This window comes from Streptomyces sp. NPDC006393, from assembly GCF_040628575.1.
In the GTDB taxonomy this organism is placed as follows: Bacteria; Actinomycetota; Actinomycetes; order Streptomycetales; family Streptomycetaceae; genus Streptomyces.
In genome coordinates, this window is the sequence record NZ_JBEXZD010000026.1 from 32,209 (window position 1) to 48,292 (window position 16,084).

The 16,084-nt window shown below is 71.3% G+C and carries 10 protein-coding genes; 4 read left to right on the top strand and 6 right to left on the bottom strand.

Features of this window, described 5'->3' with window-relative positions:
• Positions 1 to 77 precede the first annotated feature (77 nt).
• The 4 genes from ABZ484_RS14070 to ABZ484_RS14085 form a co-directional block, all read right to left on the bottom strand.
• Complete coding sequence (locus tag ABZ484_RS14070; protein WP_358866134.1) at positions 78 to 1,694, bottom strand: glycerol-3-phosphate dehydrogenase/oxidase; 1,617 nt, start codon at positions 1,692 to 1,694, stop codon at positions 78 to 80.
• 9 nt (positions 1,695 to 1,703) lie between these two features.
• Positions 1,704 to 3,263, bottom strand: coding sequence for a glycerol kinase GlpK (gene glpK / locus ABZ484_RS14075; protein ID WP_358866135.1), 1,560 nt, complete (start codon positions 3,261 to 3,263; stop codon positions 1,704 to 1,706).
• Positions 3,264 to 3,406: 143 nt separating this feature from the next.
• Complete coding sequence (locus ABZ484_RS14080; RefSeq protein ID WP_358866136.1) at positions 3,407 to 4,201, bottom strand: MIP/aquaporin family protein; 795 nt, start codon at positions 4,199 to 4,201, stop codon at positions 3,407 to 3,409.
• Positions 4,202 to 4,507: 306 nt separating this feature from the next.
• Positions 4,508 to 5,272 (bottom strand): IclR family transcriptional regulator, encoded by a 765-nt coding sequence (locus ABZ484_RS14085; protein ID WP_358866137.1) that lies wholly within the window; start codon positions 5,270 to 5,272, stop codon positions 4,508 to 4,510.
• Positions 5,273 to 5,579: 307 nt separating this feature from the next.
• Here ABZ484_RS14085 and metH point away from each other — a divergent pair, with 307 nt between their 5' ends.
• From metH to ABZ484_RS14100, 3 genes are all read left to right on the top strand, one after another.
• Entirely contained in the window at positions 5,580 to 9,098 is a 3,519-nt protein-coding gene (gene metH, locus ABZ484_RS14090; protein ID WP_358866138.1) for a methionine synthase, read from the top strand.
• 141 nt (positions 9,099 to 9,239) lie between these two features.
• Complete coding sequence (locus ABZ484_RS14095) at positions 9,240 to 9,941, top strand: HAD family phosphatase (protein ID WP_358866139.1); 702 nt, start codon at positions 9,240 to 9,242, stop codon at positions 9,939 to 9,941.
• Between the two features lie 394 nt (positions 9,942 to 10,335).
• Positions 10,336 to 11,934, top strand: coding sequence for an ABC transporter substrate-binding protein (locus tag ABZ484_RS14100; RefSeq protein ID WP_358866140.1), 1,599 nt, complete (start codon positions 10,336 to 10,338; stop codon positions 11,932 to 11,934).
• Between the two features lie 169 nt (positions 11,935 to 12,103).
• On the opposite strand, the gene ABZ484_RS14105 is transcribed toward ABZ484_RS14100, so the two are convergent.
• Positions 12,104 to 12,775: a response regulator transcription factor gene (locus ABZ484_RS14105; protein ID WP_358866141.1), complete on the bottom strand. Its 672-nt coding sequence runs from the start codon at positions 12,773 to 12,775 to the stop codon at positions 12,104 to 12,106.
• Positions 12,776 to 12,797: 22 nt separating this feature from the next.
• On the bottom strand, positions 12,798 to 13,652 hold the full coding sequence (locus ABZ484_RS14110; protein ID WP_358866166.1) for a RecB family exonuclease: 855 nt from the start codon (positions 13,650 to 13,652) through the stop codon (positions 12,798 to 12,800).
• Between the two features lie 827 nt (positions 13,653 to 14,479).
• Between ABZ484_RS14110 and ABZ484_RS14115 the strand changes: the two genes are divergently transcribed.
• Positions 14,480 to 16,045: a site-2 protease family protein gene (locus ABZ484_RS14115; RefSeq protein ID WP_358866142.1), complete on the top strand. Its 1,566-nt coding sequence runs from the start codon at positions 14,480 to 14,482 to the stop codon at positions 16,043 to 16,045.
• The last annotated feature ends 39 nt before the right edge of the window (positions 16,046 to 16,084 follow it).

Below are 16,084 nucleotides of genomic sequence, written 5' to 3' on the forward strand. Positions count from 1 at the left end.
AACACTCATGATCGGCGAAAGGCGAGGGCCGGCCCCGGTGCGGCGGGAACCGGCCCTCGGTCAGGTGGCGGCCACGGTCACTTCCTGTCGAGCAGGTCCCGCACCTTGGCCCGGACCTCGTCCGTGGCCAGGCCGCGGATCGTCAGCGTCGTACGGCGGCGCAGCACGTCGTCCGGCGTCTCGGCCCACTCGTGGTCCCGGGCCCACACGACCTGCGCCCAGATCTCGGGGGCGTCCGGGTGGACCCGCTCGCCCAGCTGCGGGTTCTCGTTGGCCAGGCGGGCGATGTCGAACGCCAGCGAGCCGTAGTGCGTGGCCAGGTGCCGGGCGGTGTCCGCGGCCATCCGCGGGCCGGGCGCCGGACGGTCCACCAGCAGCCGGTGCGCCACCGCGCGCGGGTTGGCGATGCCGGGCAGCGGCAGCTTCCTCGGCAGCGAGGAGATCGGCTCGAAGTCGTCGCCCAGCGGGTGGCCCGGCAGCGCCTCCAGCTTCTTCATCACCGTACGGCCGATGTGCCGGAAGGTCGTCCACTTGCCGCCCGCGACGGACAGCATGCCGCCCCTGCCCTCGGTCACCACGGTCTCGCGCTTGGCCTTCGCCGTGTCACCGGGACCGCCCGGCAGCACCCGCAGACCCGCGAAGGCGTACGTGATGAGGTCCCGGCTGAGCTGCTGGTCCCGGACGGAGAACGCGGCCTCGTCCAGGATCTGGGCTATGTCGTTGTCGTTGACGGCGACGTCCGCCGGGTCGCCCTCGTACTCCTCGTCCGTGGTGCCCAGCAGGAGCATGTCCTCCCAGGGCAGGGCGAAGGTGATGCGGTACTTGTCGATCGGGGTCGCGAGGGCGGCCTTCCAGGGGGAGGTGCGCTTCAGGACCAGATGCGCGCCCTTCGACAGCCGGATGGACGGCGCGGCGTTCGGGTCCTCCATCCTGCGCAGGTGGTCGACCCACGGGCCGGTCGCGTTCAGCACCAGCCGGGCGTCCACGCCGAACTCGTCACCGGACAGCCGGTCCTTCAGCTCGGCGCCGGTGACCCGGCCCCTGGTGAAGCGCAGGCCGGTGACCTCGGCGTGGTTGAGGACGACCGCGCCCGACTCGACGGCCGCGCGGACCGTCATCAGCGCCATGCGCGCGTCGTTCATCTGGTCGTCGCCGTACACGGCGACGGCCTTGAGGTTCTCGGTGCGCAGCTCGGGCACGTCCTGCGCGGCCTTCGCCGGGGAGAGCAGGTGGCCCACGCCGTCACCGAACGCGGAGAGCGCGGAGTAGGCGAACACGCCCGCCCCGAGCTTCGCCGCGCCGTGCGGCCCGCCCTTGTACACGGGGAGGTAGAAGGTGAGCGGGTTCGCCAGATGGGGGGCCACCTGGCGGGAGACCGCACGGCGCTCGAAGTGGTTCTCCGCCACCAGCTTCACCGCGCCGGTCTGCAGGTAGCGCAGACCGCCGTGGAGCAGCTTGGAGGAGGCGGAGGAGGTGGCGCCGGCGAAGTCGCCGGCGTCGACCAGGGCCACCCTGAGCCCGGACTGCGCGGCGTGCCAGGCGGTGGAGATGCCCAGGATGCCGCCGCCGATCACGAGGAGGTCGTACGTCGCCTTGGAGAGCTGCTCCCGGGTCTCGGCGCGGCTCGCGTGCGAGCCGGAGGCCGGACGCGTCCCCAGGGCAGGCACGGACTGCAGGGTGGACTGACTGGTCATTGCGGTTTCTTACTCCTCGTCCTCGAGCCAGCCCATGGTCCGCTCGACGGCCTTGAGCCAGTTCTTGTACTCACGGTCGCGGGTCTCCGCGTCCATGCGGGGGGTCCACTCGGCGGCCCGGCGCCAGTTGGCGCGCAGGTCGTCGGTGCTGGTCCAGAAGCCGACGGCGAGGCCGGCGGCGTAGGCGGCGCCGAGGCAGGTGGTCTCGGCGACCATCGGGCGCACCACGGGGGCGTCCAGGACGTCCGAGAGCGTCTGCATCAGCAGGTTGTTCGCGGTCATGCCGCCGTCGACCTTGAGGGTGGACAGCTCGACGCCGGAGTCCTTGGTCATGGCGTCGGCGATCTCCCGGGTCTGCCAGGCGGTGGCCTCCAGGACGGCGCGCGCGAGGTGCGCCTTGGTCACGTACCGGGTCAGGCCGGCGATCACACCGCGGGCGTCGGAGCGCCAGTGCGGGGCGAACAGGCCGGAGAAGGCCGGCACGAAGTAGGCGCCGCCGTTGTCCTCGACCGAGAGCGCGAGCGTCTCGATCTCGGCGGCGGTGGAGATCAGGCCCATCTGGTCGCGCATCCACTGCACCAGCGAGCCGGTGACGGCGATCGAGCCCTCCAGGGCGTAGACCGTGTCCTGCTCGCCGATCTTGTACCCGACGGTGGTCAGCAGGCCCGCGTAGGAGTTGATGATCTTGTCACCGGTGTTCATCACCATGAAGGTGCCGGTGCCGTACGTGGACTTGGTCTCGCCCTCGGAGAAGCAGGTCTGGCCGAACAGGGCCGCCTGCTGGTCGCCGAGCGCGGAGGCCACCGGGATGCCGCCGAGCAGGTCGCCCAGCTTGCCGCCCTTGATCTCGCCGTAGACCTCGGCGGAGGAGCGGATCTCCGGCAGGATCCGCAGCGGCACACCGATGGACTCGGCGATCTTCTCGTCCCACTCCATGGTGTGCAGGTTCATCAGCATGGTGCGGGAGGCGTTGGTCACGTCGGTGACGTGCTTGCCGCCGTCGGTGCCACCGGTCAGGTTCCAGATGACCCAGGAGTCCATGGTGCCGAAGAGGATGTCGCCCGCCTCGGCGCGCTCCTTGAGGCCCTCGACGTTGTCGAGCAGCCAGCGCGCCTTGGGACCGGCGAAGTAGGAGGCGAGGGGAAGGCCGGTCTCGCGGCGGAAGCGGTCCTGGCCGACGTTGCGGCCGAGCTCCCTGCACAGGGCGTCGGTGCGGGTGTCCTGCCACACGATGGCGTTGTGGACGGGCTCACCGGTGTTCCTGTCCCACAGCACGGTGGTCTCGCGCTGGTTGGTGATGCCGATGGCCTTGATGTCGTCGCGGGTGATGCCGGCCTTCTCGACGGCGCCGGCGACGACCTCCTGGACGTTGGTCCAGATCTCGGCGGCGTCGTGCTCGACCCAGCCCGGCTTGGGGAAGATCTGCTCGTGCTCCTTCTGGTCGACGGAGACGATCCGGCCGTCCCGGTCGAAGACGATGCAGCGCGAGGAAGTGGTGCCCTGGTCGATGGCGGCGATGAACGGGCCGTGCCCGTGGGATGCGATGCCGGCGGTGTGGGCGTCGGTCACTGTGAGCTCCTGAAGGTCCTGAGGTCCTGAGGTCCTGAAGGTCCGTGGTCCGTGGTCGGTGGTGCTGGGGTACGGCGCGGTGGTGCGGACGCGTGGGGCCGGCCGCGGCGCTCGCCGCCCGGGGGCCGCGAGCGCGGCGGTCGTCAGGCGAACGCGAGGTTGTAGATGCCGGCGCCGATCGCCCCGCCGATCAGCGGGCCGACCACCGGGATCCAGGCGTAGCTCCAGTCGGAGCCGCCCTTGTTGGGCAGCGGCAGCAGCGCGTGCACGATGCGGGGGCCGAGGTCACGGGCCGGGTTGATGGCGTAACCCGTGGGGCCGCCGAGCGACAGACCGATCGAGACCACCACGAGCGCCGTGATCAGGCCGCCGAGGACACCGAGGCCGTCGCCCTTGGCGTTGAGGCCCTGGGTGAGGACCGCCAGGATCAGCACGACGGTGCCGATGATCTCGGTCGCGAGGTTCTGCACCGCGTTTCTGATCTCCGGGCCGGTCGAGAAGATGCCGAGCACGGGGCCGGCGCCCTTCTCCTGGGCCTCGACCGCCTTGGCGGCGGTGGCCTGCGCACCCGGACCGCCGACGATCTCCTTGTCGGTCAGGTGGGCGTGGAACTGGCCGTAGTAGGCGACCCACACCAGGGCCGCGCCGATCATGGCGCCGAGCAGCTGACCGGCGAAGTAGGTCGGAACGTCCGACCAGTCGCTGTCCTTGATGGCGAGGGCCACCGTCACGGCCGGGTTCAGGTGGGCCCCGGACAGCGGGCCCGAGACGTACACGGCCGTCATCACGGCGAAACCCCACCCGAAGGCGATGGCGAGCCAGCCGGCGTTACGGGCCTTGGAGGCCTTCAGGGTGACGGCGGCACACACGCCGCCGCCGAGCAGGATGAGTATGGCGGTACCGATGGTCTCGCCGATGAAGATGTCGGAGCTGGACACCCGCGACTCCTTTGTCCTTCGTCCAGGGGTAGCCGAACCCCGGGTCCCTCCGGGGGTCTGGCGCCCTCGGGGGTGAGAGCGATGCCGGCCCTTGGCGCTGCCACACTCTAACGCGTATTGCCGCAAGGTGTTCGACAATGCCGACCGATGGACGCGAGTCTCACCTCGCTGTGACACGGGCGTCAAGAGTTCTGTAGTCGAAAGCACGATCGTTACTGATCGCAGGGTCGGAGCCCGTTCACCGCGGGCATGCGAAAGGCCGGCACGCCGACGGCGTACCGGCCTTCGGAGGTCTTCCCGCGGCGCTCAGAACCGCCCGGCGCCCAGGTCCCGCGAGACCGCGCGGGCGCAGTCCCGCACGGCCGCGATGAGCTCGGGGCGCAGCTCGCCGTCCCGGCGCACCCGCTCCACGGCGCCGGTGATCCCGACGGCCCCGACCGGCATCCTGCGCCGGTCGTGGATGGGCGCCGCGATGGACGCGACGCCCTCCCAGGTCTCCTCCACGTCGGCCGCGTATCCCCGCGCGCGCGTGAGGTCGAGGATGTGCTCGAAGTCCTCCATGTCGCACACCGTCCGGTCCGTGAACGCCTTGCGGTCGGCCTCCACCGCCTCGCTGTGCGCGACCGGGTCGTACGCCGACAGGACCTTGCCCAGGGCGGTGGAGTGCAGGGGCTGCATCGCCCCGATCTCCAGCACCTGCCGACTGTCGTCCGGGCGGAAGACGTGGTGCACGATCAGCACGCCGTGCTGGTGCAGCACCCCCAGGTAGACGCTCTCACCGCTGGAGCGCGCCAGGTCGTCCGTCCACACCAGGGCGCGTGCCCGCAGCTCGTGGACGTCGAGGTACGTGGTGCCCAGGCGCAGCAGCTCCGCGCCGAGCTGGTAGCGGCCGGAGGCGTCGTCCTGCTCGACGAACCCCTCCTGCTGGAGGGTGCGCAGTATGCCGTGGGCGGTGCCCTTGGCGAGGCCCAGAGAAGAGGCGATGTCCGACAGGCCGAGCCGTCGTTCGCCGCCCGCGAGCAAGCGCAGCATCGCGGCCGCCCGTTCGAGCGACTGGATGTTCCGTGCCATCGCCGTCCTGCCTCCGTCCCCTTCGACCGTCGGCGGTCGATCTCGGTCTCCGCCGTTCGGCAATGTCGAACACTACCGGTCCATGTCGACTCTCCGCTAATGGTCGGTCGACACCTGTTACGAGCCGGGCCTCACGCCGGTGGCCCGGCGGTCATCCTCGTCCGCGTGGTGGACGCCCTGACCATCGGGTGCCGGACCCGGCTAGGCTTGCCGCGTGCGCCTTCCCCGGGAGGCTCCGGTGTGAGTCCTCGCGAACCATCAGGGAAGGCGCAAAGCCGACAGCCGTCGCACCTAAGGGAGCCCCTTCATGGCCTCGTTGCCGCCGACCCCTTCCGCCGACAGCCGGACCCGTGTGTCCGCCCTCCGCGAGGCGCTCGCCACCCGAGTGGTGGTGGCCGACGGAGCGATGGGCACCATGCTCCAGGCCCAGGAGCCCACGCTCGAGGACTTCCAGGACCTGGAAGGCTGCAACGAGATTCTGAACCTCACCCGGCCCGACATCGTCCGTTCGGTCCATGACGCCTACTTCGCGGCGGACGTCGACTGCGTGGAGACCAACACCTTCGGCGCCAACCACACGGCGGCGGCGGAGTACGAGATCTCCGACCGGGTCCACGAGCTGTCCGAGGCGGGGGCCCGCATCGCCCGCGAGGTCGCCGACGAGTACGCCGCCCGCGACGGCCGCACCCGCTGGGTGCTCGGCTCGATCGGCCCCGGCACCAAGCTGCCCACCCTCGGCCACGTCGGCTACACCACCATCCGCGACGGCTACCAGGCCAACGCGGAGGGTCTGCTCGCGGGCGGCGCGGACGCGCTGATCGTGGAGACCACGCAGGACCTGTTGCAGACCAAGGCGTCGGTGCTGGGCGCCCGGCGGGCCATGGAAGCCACCGGGGCCGAGGTGCCGCTGCTGGTGTCGATGGCGTTCGAGACGACCGGCACGATGCTGCTGGGCTCGGAGATCGGCGCGGCGCTGACCGCGCTGGAGCCGCTCGGCATCGACATGATCGGCCTGAACTGCTCCACCGGCCCGGCGGAGATGAGCGAGCACCTGCGCTACCTCACCCGGCACTCCCGCATCCCGCTGCTGTGCATGCCGAACGCGGGTCTGCCGGTGCTGACCAAGGACGGCGCGCACTTCCCGCTGGACCCGGAGGGTCTGGCGGACGCGCAGGAGAACTTCGTCCGGGACTACGGCCTGTCCCTGGTGGGCGGCTGCTGCGGCACGACGCCGGAGCATCTGCGGCAGCTGGTGGAGCGGGTGCGGGACCTGACCCCGGTGGAGCGCAGCCCGCGCCCGGAACCGGGCGCCGCCTCCCTGTACCAGACCGTCGCCTTCCGCCAGGACACGTCGTATCTGGCGATCGGGGAGCGGACCAACGCCAACGGGTCGAAGAAGTTCCGCGAGGCCATGCTCGAGGGCCGCTGGGACGACTGCGTGGAGATGGCCCGGGAGCAGATCCGCGAGGGCGCGCACATGCTCGACCTGTGCGTGGACTACGTCGGCCGGGACGGCGTCGCCGACATGGCCGAGCTGGCCGGACGGTTCGCCACCGCCTCCACGCTGCCGATCGTGCTGGACTCCACCGAGGTCGACGTGATCGAGGCGGGGCTGGAGAAGCTGGGCGGCCGCGCGGTCATCAACTCCGTCAACTACGAGGACGGTGACGGCCCCGAGTCGCGGTTCGCGAAGGTCACCAAGCTCGCCCGGGAGCACGGTGCGGCGCTGATCGCGCTGACCATCGACGAGGAGGGCCAGGCCCGTACGGCCGAGAAGAAGGTCGAGATCGCCGAGCGGCTGATCGACGACCTGACCGGCAACTGGGGCATCCGCGAGGAGGACATCCTCGTGGACTGTCTGACCTTCACCATCTGCACCGGCCAGGAGGAGTCCCGCAAGGACGGCCTGGCCACCATCGAGGGCATCCGCGAGCTGAAGAAGCGGCACCCGAAGGTGCAGACGACCCTCGGTCTGTCCAACATCTCCTTCGGCCTGAACCCGGCCGCCCGGATCCTGCTGAACTCGGTCTTCCTGGACGAGTGCGTCAAGGCCGGCCTGGACTCCGCGATCGTCCACGCGAGCAAGATCCTTCCGATCGCCCGCTTCGACGAGGAGCAGGTCACCACGGCCCTGGACCTGATCCACGACCGGCGCCGCGAGGGCTACGACCCGCTCCAGAAGCTCATGCAGCTGTTCGAGGGCGCCACCGCCAAGTCCCTGAAGGCGGGCAAGGCCGAGGAGCTGGCCGCGCTGCCGCTGGAGGAGCGGCTGAAGCGACGGATCATCGACGGCGAACGCAACGGCCTGGAAACCGACCTGGACGAGGCGCTGCAGAGCCGCAAGGCACTGGACATCGTCAACGACACCCTGCTGGACGGCATGAAGGTCGTCGGTGAGCTGTTCGGCTCCGGGCAGATGCAGCTGCCGTTCGTGCTCCAGTCCGCCGAGGTGATGAAGGCCGCCGTCGCCCACCTCGAACCCCACATGGAGAAGACCGACGAGGCCGGCAAGGGCACCATCGTGCTGGCCACCGTGCGCGGCGACGTGCACGACATCGGCAAGAACCTGGTCGACATCATCCTGTCCAACAACGGCTACAACGTGGTCAACCTGGGCATCAAGCAGCCTGTCTCGGCGATCCTGGAGGCCGCCGACGAGCACAAGGCGGACGTGATCGGCATGTCCGGACTGCTGGTGAAGTCCACGGTGATCATGAAGGAGAACCTGGAGGAGCTCAACGCCCGCGGGCTGGCCGCCCGCTACCCGGTCATCCTCGGCGGCGCCGCGCTGACCCGGGCGTACGTGGAGCAGGACCTGCACGACCTGTACCAGGGCGAGGTCCGCTACGCCCGCGACGCCTTCGAGGGCCTGCGCCTGATGGACGCCCTGATCGGCGTCAAGCGCGGCGTGCCCGGCGCCAAGCTGCCCGAACTGCGGCAGCGGCGCGTCCGCGCCACCGCGGCGGTGGTGGAGGAGGAGCAGCGGCCGCAGGAGGGTCACGTCCGCTCGGACGTCGCCACCGACAACCCGGTCCCTCAGCCGCCGTTCTGGGGCACCCGGGTGGTCAAGGGCATCCCGCTGAAGGACTACGCGTCCTGGCTGGACGAGGGCGCCCTGTTCAAGGGCCAGTGGGGGCTGCGCCAGGCCCGCACCGGCGACGGGCCGACGTACGAGGAGCTGGTGGAGACCGAGGGCCGGCCCCGGCTGCGCGGCCTGCTCGACCGGCTCCAGACGGAGAACCTGCTGGAGGCGGCCGTCGTCCACGGCTACTTCCCGTGCGTGTCCAAGGACGACGACCTGATCGTCCTGGACGAGGAGGGCAACGAGCGCACCCGGTTCACCTTCCCGCGCCAGCGCCGCGGCCGCCGGCTGTGCCTGGCGGACTTCTTCCGCCCGGAGGAGTCCGGGGAGCGCGACGTCGTCGGCTTCCAGGTCGTCACCGTCGGCTCGAAGATCGGTGAGGAGACGGCCCGGCTGTTCGCGTCCGACTCCTACCGTGAGTACCTGGAGCTGCACGGTCTGTCCGTGCAGCTGGCCGAGGCGCTCGCCGAGTACTGGCACGCACGCGTCCGCGCCGAGCTGGGCTTCGCCGGGGAGGACCCGAGCGACATCGAAGACATGTTCGCCCTGAAGTACCGGGGCGCCCGTTTCTCCCTCGGCTACGGCGCCTGCCCCGACCTGGAGGACCGCGCCAAGATCGCCGCGCTCCTGGAGCCCGAGCGGATCGGTGTGCACCTCTCCGAGGAGTTCCAGCTGCACCCCGAGCAGTCCACCGACGCCATCGTGATCCACCACCCGGAGGCCAAGTACTTCAACGCACGCTGAGGCCGCCGAACAGGCGATGTCCCGGCCTGGCGCGGTCTCGACGAGGCGTTTGTCCCTGCCACGTCGTACACTGGTCGGTCCACTGCAGGCCGGTTCCCCGCGCGGGAACCGGCCTGATCGTCCCTCAAGGAGGTACGCCGGATGACCAGTACGGTCCCCGCGCTAGGCACCCGCACGGCCGAAGGCTCCGCCCTGCAAGCCGTGCTCCTCGACATGGACGGAACCCTGGTGGACACGGAGGGTTTCTGGTGGGACGTCGAGGTGGAGGTGTTCGCGGCCCTCGGCCACACGCTCGACGACGCCTGGAGACATGTCGTCGTCGGCGGCCCCATGACCCGCAGCGCCGGCTTCCTCATCGAGGCCACCGGCGCCGCCATCACCCTCGCCGAGCTGACGGTGCTGCTCAACCAGGGCTTCGAGGACCGCATCGACCGCGCCCTGCCGCTGATGCCGGGCGCGGCGCGGCTGCTGGCCGAGCTGTCGGCGCACGAGATCCCCACCGCCCTGGTCTCCGCCTCCCACCGGCGCATCATCGACCGCGTCATGACCTCTCTCGGCCCCGAGCACTTCTCCTTCTCGGTGGCCGGCGACGAGGTGGCGCGCACCAAGCCGTACCCGGACCCCTATCTGCTGGCCGCCACCCGCCTGGGAGTGGATCCGGCCAGGTGCGCGGTCGTCGAGGACACCGCCACCGGCGTCGCCGCGGCCGAGGCCGCGGGCTGCCGTGTGGTCGCCGTGCCCTCCGTGGCCCCCATCGCCCCGGCACCCCGGCGCACCGTCGTGACCTCGCTCGAAGAGGTCGACCTGCCGTTCCTGCAAGGGCTGATGACGTTCCTGGGCTAGGGACTCCCGCTCGGATCAGGCCGGATCAGGCCGGGTCCCGTCCGCCCGGTGGCCGGATCCTGATACACCCGCGTCGAGTTCATGGTGTGACGTTCGCCACTCGATGTGGGGTCGACAGGGGCGTCGGCGTGTGCAGCCCCCCTCGCGCCGGGCGCCGTCCGCGCGCCTTTGTGTCCCGATTGATGAGAGGCTGCACGAATCATTCCAGTGGCGCGTTTTCGGTGCGTCCACACCCGATTCCGCTGCGTGATGGCGACTCAACTCCGGTGGCCGCGAACCCTCCTGCGGGCGCGGACTAATCTCGTCGCGAGAACATCGCCCCCACTCCCGTGAACGGCCGCACCACCCCTGCATGCCGGGTACACGGACATGACAGCCCTGGAGAAACTCGAGCATGAACCGCAAGACTTTGGTGCTGCCGGCCGTGGCCGGTCTGCTCGCGCCGGTACTCGCCGCCTGCGGTGGGTCCGACAGCGGCAGCCAGAGTGACGACGCCATCGTCGTCGGCACCACGGACCGGTTCGCCGCCTCCAAGGAAGCGCCCGCGCCTCTCGACCCGGCGTGGGCCTACGACGCCGGCCTCTGGAACGTCCTGCGCCAGACGGTGCAGACCCTGATGATCATGCCCAAGGGCGACGGCAACCCCGTCCCCGAGGCTGCCGAGAAGTGCGGATTCACCGACAGCGGCAACGAACGCTTCGCCTGCACCCTGCGCGAGGGCCTGAAGTTCGCCAACGGCGACCCGGTCACCGCGGCCGACGTGAAGTACTCCATCGACCGCGCCCGCGCCATCAAGGGCGACAGCGGTGTGGCCGGCCTGCTGAGCACCATCGACACCGTCGAGACGCAGGGCGACCGCGAGGTCATCTTCCACCTCAACACCGCGGACGCCACCTTCCCGTACAAGCTGACGACGCCCGTCGCGGGCATCGTCAACCCCAAGGACTACGAGAAGAACAAGCTGCGCGAGGGCTTCGCCGTGGACGGCTCCGGTCCGTACACCATGAAGGCCGACGTCAAGAACGGCGAGATGGTCGACGCCGTCTTCACCAAGAACCCCCGGTACAAGGGGACGTTGGAGCTCAACAACGACAAGGTGGAGATCCGCTCCTTCGCCGACGCGGATGCCATGGGCGCCGCCCTGGACAAGGGCGACATCGACGTCATGACCCGCACCATGTCGCCGGAGCAGATCCAGAAGATGTCCAACGCCGGTGAGGGCAGCGTCGACCTCGTCGAGATGCCCGGCCTGGAGATCCGCTACCTGGCTTTCAACACCGACGCCCCGTCGGTGAAGAGCAAGGCCGTGCGCGAGGCGATGGCCCAGGTCATCAACCGCAGCGAACTCGTCGCCAAGGTCTACGGCACGCAGGCCGAACCGCTGTTCTCGCTGGTCCCGGCCACCATCACCGGCCACTCCAACTCGTTCTTCAACAAGTACGGCGACCCGAGCGTCTCCAAGGCCAAGTCCCTGCTGAACGAGGCGGACATCACCACCCCGGTGAAGCTGACGCTGCACTACACGACGGACCACTACGGCTCCGCCACCAAGAAGGAGTTCGAGATCCTTCAGCAGCAGCTCAACTCCAGCGGACTGTTCGACGTCAGCATCCAGGGAACGCCGTGGGGGAAGTTCCGCCCGGCGGAGCAGAAGGGCCAGTACGAGGTCTACGGCATGGGTTGGTTCCCGGACTTCCCGGACGCCGACAACTTCCTCGCGCCGTTCCTCGACAAGGACAACTTCCTCGGCTCGCCGTACGCCAACAGCGAGATCCGCAACACCCTGATCCCGCAGTCCCGGCGTGAGTCCGACCGAGGCTCCTCCAGCCTGACGACCATCCAGAACATCGTCGCCCGCGACGTCCCGGTGATCCCGCTGTGGCAGGGCAAGCAGTACGTCGCCGCCCGCGACGACATCACGGGCGCCGCGTACGCGCTCAACTCCTCCTCCACGCTCCAGCTGTGGATGCTCGGCCGCGGCGTGAGCGACTGAGCCACACCGCCCCCGGCGGTACGACGAGGCGCCCCTCCCGGAACTTCGGGAGGGGCGCCTCGCGTCGTAGAAGGTGTTCGCGGGAAGCGCTGTCCGCAACAAGTGCTGTCCGCGGGAAGCGTTGTCCGCAGGAAGTGCCGCCCGCAGGAAGTGTTCCTGCCGCGCCGCCCTACTGCGCCCCGGGCCGCACCAGACCGCTCTCGTACGCGTACACCGCCGCCTGCACGCGGTCGCGCAGCCCCAGCTTCGTCAGCACATGCCCGACATGCGTCTTGACCGTCGTCTCGCTGACGAACAGGTCCGCGGCGATCTCCGCGTTCGACAGCCCGCGCGCCACCAGCTTCAGCACCTCGACCTCACGCTCGGTGAGGGTGTGCAGGGTGTCCGGCACCGGCTCCTCACCGGACGGCAGGTGCGTGGCGTACTTGTCCAGCAGCCGGCGCGTGATGCTCGGCGCCAGCATCGCCTCGCCGGCCGCGACCACCCGGATCGCCTGCACCAGCTCGTTGGCCGGGGCGTCCTTCAGCAGGAAGCCGCTCGCGCCCGCGCGCAGCGCCTCCACCACGTACTCGTCGAGGTCGAAGGTGGTCAGCACCAGCACCTTTGCCGGGCCGTCCCGCCCGGGCCCGGTGATCTGCCGGGTCGCCTCGACTCCGTCCATCCGCGGCATGCGGATGTCCATGAGCACCACATCGGGCTGCAGGGCCCGCACCTGGTCCAGGGCCTGGAGGCCGTCCCCGGCCTCGCCCACGACCGCGATGTCCTGCTCCGCCTCCAGGATCATCCGGAACCCGGTGCGCAGCAGCGGCTGGTCGTCGACCAGCAGGACGCGGATGGCCACGTGAGTCTCCTTCGCTCGGGCCCTACTCCGGCCCCATTCTGCCCTGCGCCTGCTCGGCGGTCCGTCCCTGGGGCAGCGGCAGGGGGTAGGGCGGGGGAGTGCCCCCGAACTCCGGGCAGTGGGACCGGTGGTCGCACCAGCCGCACAGCTTGGTCGGACGCGGCCGCCAGTCACCGGTCTCGGTGGCCAGCCGGATCGCCTCCCACAGCGCCAGCAGCTTGCGCTCCACCCGCTCCAGGTCGGCCGGGACCGGGTCGTACGTCAGCACGTCACCACTGCCCAGGTACACCAGCTGCAACCGCCGCGGAACGATCTTCTTCAGCCGCCAGACCACCAGGGCGTAGAACTTCATCTGGAACAGCGCGCCCTCGGCGTACTCCGGCCGGGGCGCCTTGCCCGTCTTGTAGTCGACGATCCGCACCTCGCCGGTGGGCGCCACGTCCACCCGGTCGATGATCCCGCGCAGCCTGAGCCCCGAGTCCAGCTCCGTCTCGACGAACAGCTCCCGCTCGGCCGGCTCCAGCCGGGTCGGGTCCTCCAGCGTGAACCAGCGCTCCACCAGCTGCTCCGCCTCCGCCAGCCAGCGGGCCAGCCGCTCGCCGTCCACGTCACCGGCGAACAGCTCCACCAGCTCCGGGCGGGACTCCCGCAGCCGGTCCCACTGGCCGGGGATCAGCGCCTTGGCCCGGGGCGCGGTCCGCTCCGCGGCCGGCGCGTCGAAGAGCCGCTCGAGCACCGCGTGCACCAGCGTGCCCCGCGTGGCCGCCTCACTCGGCTTCTCCGGCAGCCGGTCGATCACCCGGAACCGGTACAGCAACGGACACTGCATGAAGTCCCCGGCCCGGGACGGCGACAACGAGACCGGCGCCACCGCCACCCGCCCCACCTGGGCGGGGGCGACGCCGTCCCTGCCGGCGGCGCACGAGGCGACGGCAGTGTCCGCACCGGCGGCGTGCGAGACCGTACCGGCGTCCGAGTCCGTACCGGCGTCCGGGTCCGTCGAGGGCGCGGTGACGGGGGCCCTTGCGTCGGCCCCGGCCGTGGTGACCGCGTCGCCCCCGTCCGTGGTGACGGCGTCCGCGCCGGCCGCGTCCTCGCTCATGTCGACTCCGGTGGGCGTCCCCTCCGCGGTCACGGCGGCTTCGCCGCCGGCCGCGTGGGCGGTGATCACGGCTACGGCGCCGACCGCCCCCGCCGCCGGGCCCACGCCCGAGTCGCCGCCCTCCGCGGTCATGCCCGCTACGGCGGCGGACCCCGGCTCGGAGGCGGGCGGGTCCGCGGCGGGCGCCTGCGCCGTGCCGCGCGCGGCCGGGCCGGTCCCCGCTGCCTCCGTCGCCGCGGGCCGCGCCGACCGCGCGGCCCGGCGGGCGGCGGCCGATACCGCTCCGGGCATCGGGGCGTCCGCCGTCGCGGCCGGTGTCCGGTCCGGGGCGGGTGGCGGTGCCGGGGTGCCTTCAGCGGCCGGTGCGGTCTCGGCGCCGTCGGGTTCCGTCCCGTCCGCCGTGCTCGTCTCCATGCCACAGACCTTACGGCCCGCCACTGACAGTGACCCAGCCGCGCGGCCCCCGCCCGGGGTGACGACCGGCACGACAGCGGGCAGAACACAGGGGTGCCGGGCGGAACCGTTCGCCACGGCCGCATACCATCGACCCGAGACGTTCCGGCCGACAGGCACGGAAGACGCGCTTCGAACGAGGGGACACCGTGGACGTGAGCGGCGGGAGCGGGCAGCCGCGGTCCGGCAACGACGAGCCGACCGAACCCCGCACGGGCCCCTCGGCCCCGGCACCCCACGACGGCACCGCCCGCCCGGAGTCACCCGGCCACGACCCCGGCCCCGGAGCGGGAGACGAGCACGCCCCCGACGAGAACGGACCTCCCGGCGCGGACTCCCCGGCCCCCGACGACCGAGGCGACCACCCGGCCGACCCGGCCGATCCCGCAGACTCGGCCGAAACCGCCGACGAGCCCGTCCGGGACAGCGCCGCCGGCCCCGGGACGGGTAAGGACCCCGCGACCGCGCACGGCCCCGCCGAGCACGACACCCACCCCGACCGCGCCCACGCCCACGGCGGTGCCGGCCAGCCCCCGCCGCCCCGGCGGCCCCGGGAGCCCGGAGGCGGGCTGCTCATGGGGCGGCCCTTCGGCGTACCCGTCTACGTGGGGCCCAGCTGGTTCCTCGTCGCCGCGCTGATCACCTGGGTCTTCGGCGGCCAGCTCGACCGCGTGCTGCCCGAACTCGGCGCCGCCCGCTACCTCGTCTCCCTCTTCTTCGCGGTCGCCTTCTACGGCTCGGTCCTCGTCCACGAGCTCGCCCACACCCTCGCCGCGATCCGTTTCAAGCTCCCCGTCCGCCGCATCCACCTTCAGTTCTTCGGCGGTGTCTCGGAGATCGAGAAGGAGGCCGAGACCCCCGGCCGCGAGTTCGTCCTCGCCTTCGTCGGCCCCCTGCTCTCCCTGGTCCTCGCCGGCGTCTTCTACCTCGCCCTCCAGCCCGTCCAACGCGGCACGGTCCCCGGCGTGCTGCTGGCCGCCCTGATGGTCTCCAACCTCATCGTCGCCGCCTTCAACCTGCTGCCCGGCCTGCCCCTCGACGGCGGCCGCATGCTCCGCGCCGTCGTCTGGAAGATCACCGGCCGGCCGATGAGCGGCACCGTCGCCGCCGCCTGGATCGGCCGGCTCCTCGCCGTCTCCGTCCTCATCGGCCTGCCCCTGCTCACCCAGTCCGGCGCCCTCGGCTCCACCGCCGAGGACAGCGTCGGCATGGACACCGTCACCGACGCCCTGCTCGCCGCCATCATCGCCGCGATCATCTGGACCGGCGCCGGCAACAGTTTGCGCATGGCCCGCCTGCGCGAACACCTCCCCGAACTGCGCGCCCGCACCCTCACCCGCCGCGCGGTCCCCGTCGAGACCAACACCTCCCTCGCCGAGGCCCTGCGCCGCGCCAACACCGCCGGCGCCCGCGCCCTCGTCGTCGTCGACGGCCACGGCGAGCCGCTCTCCCTGGTCCGCGAGTCCGCCATCGTCGGCGTACCCGAACACCGCCGCCCCTGGGTCTACGCCAGCGAGCTCGCCCAGGACCTCACCGACGGCATGCGCGTCTCGGCCGAGCTGGCCGGAGAGGAGCTCCTGGACGTGCTGCGCGCCACCCCGGCCACCGAGTACCTCGTGGTGGAGGAGACCGGGGAGATCTACGGCGTGCTGTCCGCCGCCGACGTCGAGCGGGCCTTCGTGAAGGCCATGGCCCGGCCGTCCGCGTCCGCCTAGACCGTGCTGTTCGTGTGGTCGGCGGCCCCCTCGGGGACC

What these genes read in the sequence shown, in the direction of transcription:
- ABZ484_RS14085 (WP_358866137.1), bottom strand. Translation starts at nt 5,272, where the DNA reads ATGGCACGGAACATCCAGTCGCTCGAACGGGCGGCCGCGATGCTGCGC.
- metH (WP_358866138.1), top strand. Translation starts at nt 5,580, where the DNA reads ATGGCCTCGTTGCCGCCGACCCCTTCCGCCGACAGCCGGACCCGTGTG.
- ABZ484_RS14100 (WP_358866140.1), top strand. Translation starts at nt 10,336, where the DNA reads ATGAACCGCAAGACTTTGGTGCTGCCGGCCGTGGCCGGTCTGCTCGCG.
- ABZ484_RS14070 (WP_358866134.1), bottom strand. Translation starts at nt 1,694, where the DNA reads ATGACCAGTCAGTCCACCCTGCAGTCCGTGCCTGCCCTGGGGACGCGT.
- ABZ484_RS14095 (WP_358866139.1), top strand. Translation starts at nt 9,240, where the DNA reads ATGACCAGTACGGTCCCCGCGCTAGGCACCCGCACGGCCGAAGGCTCC.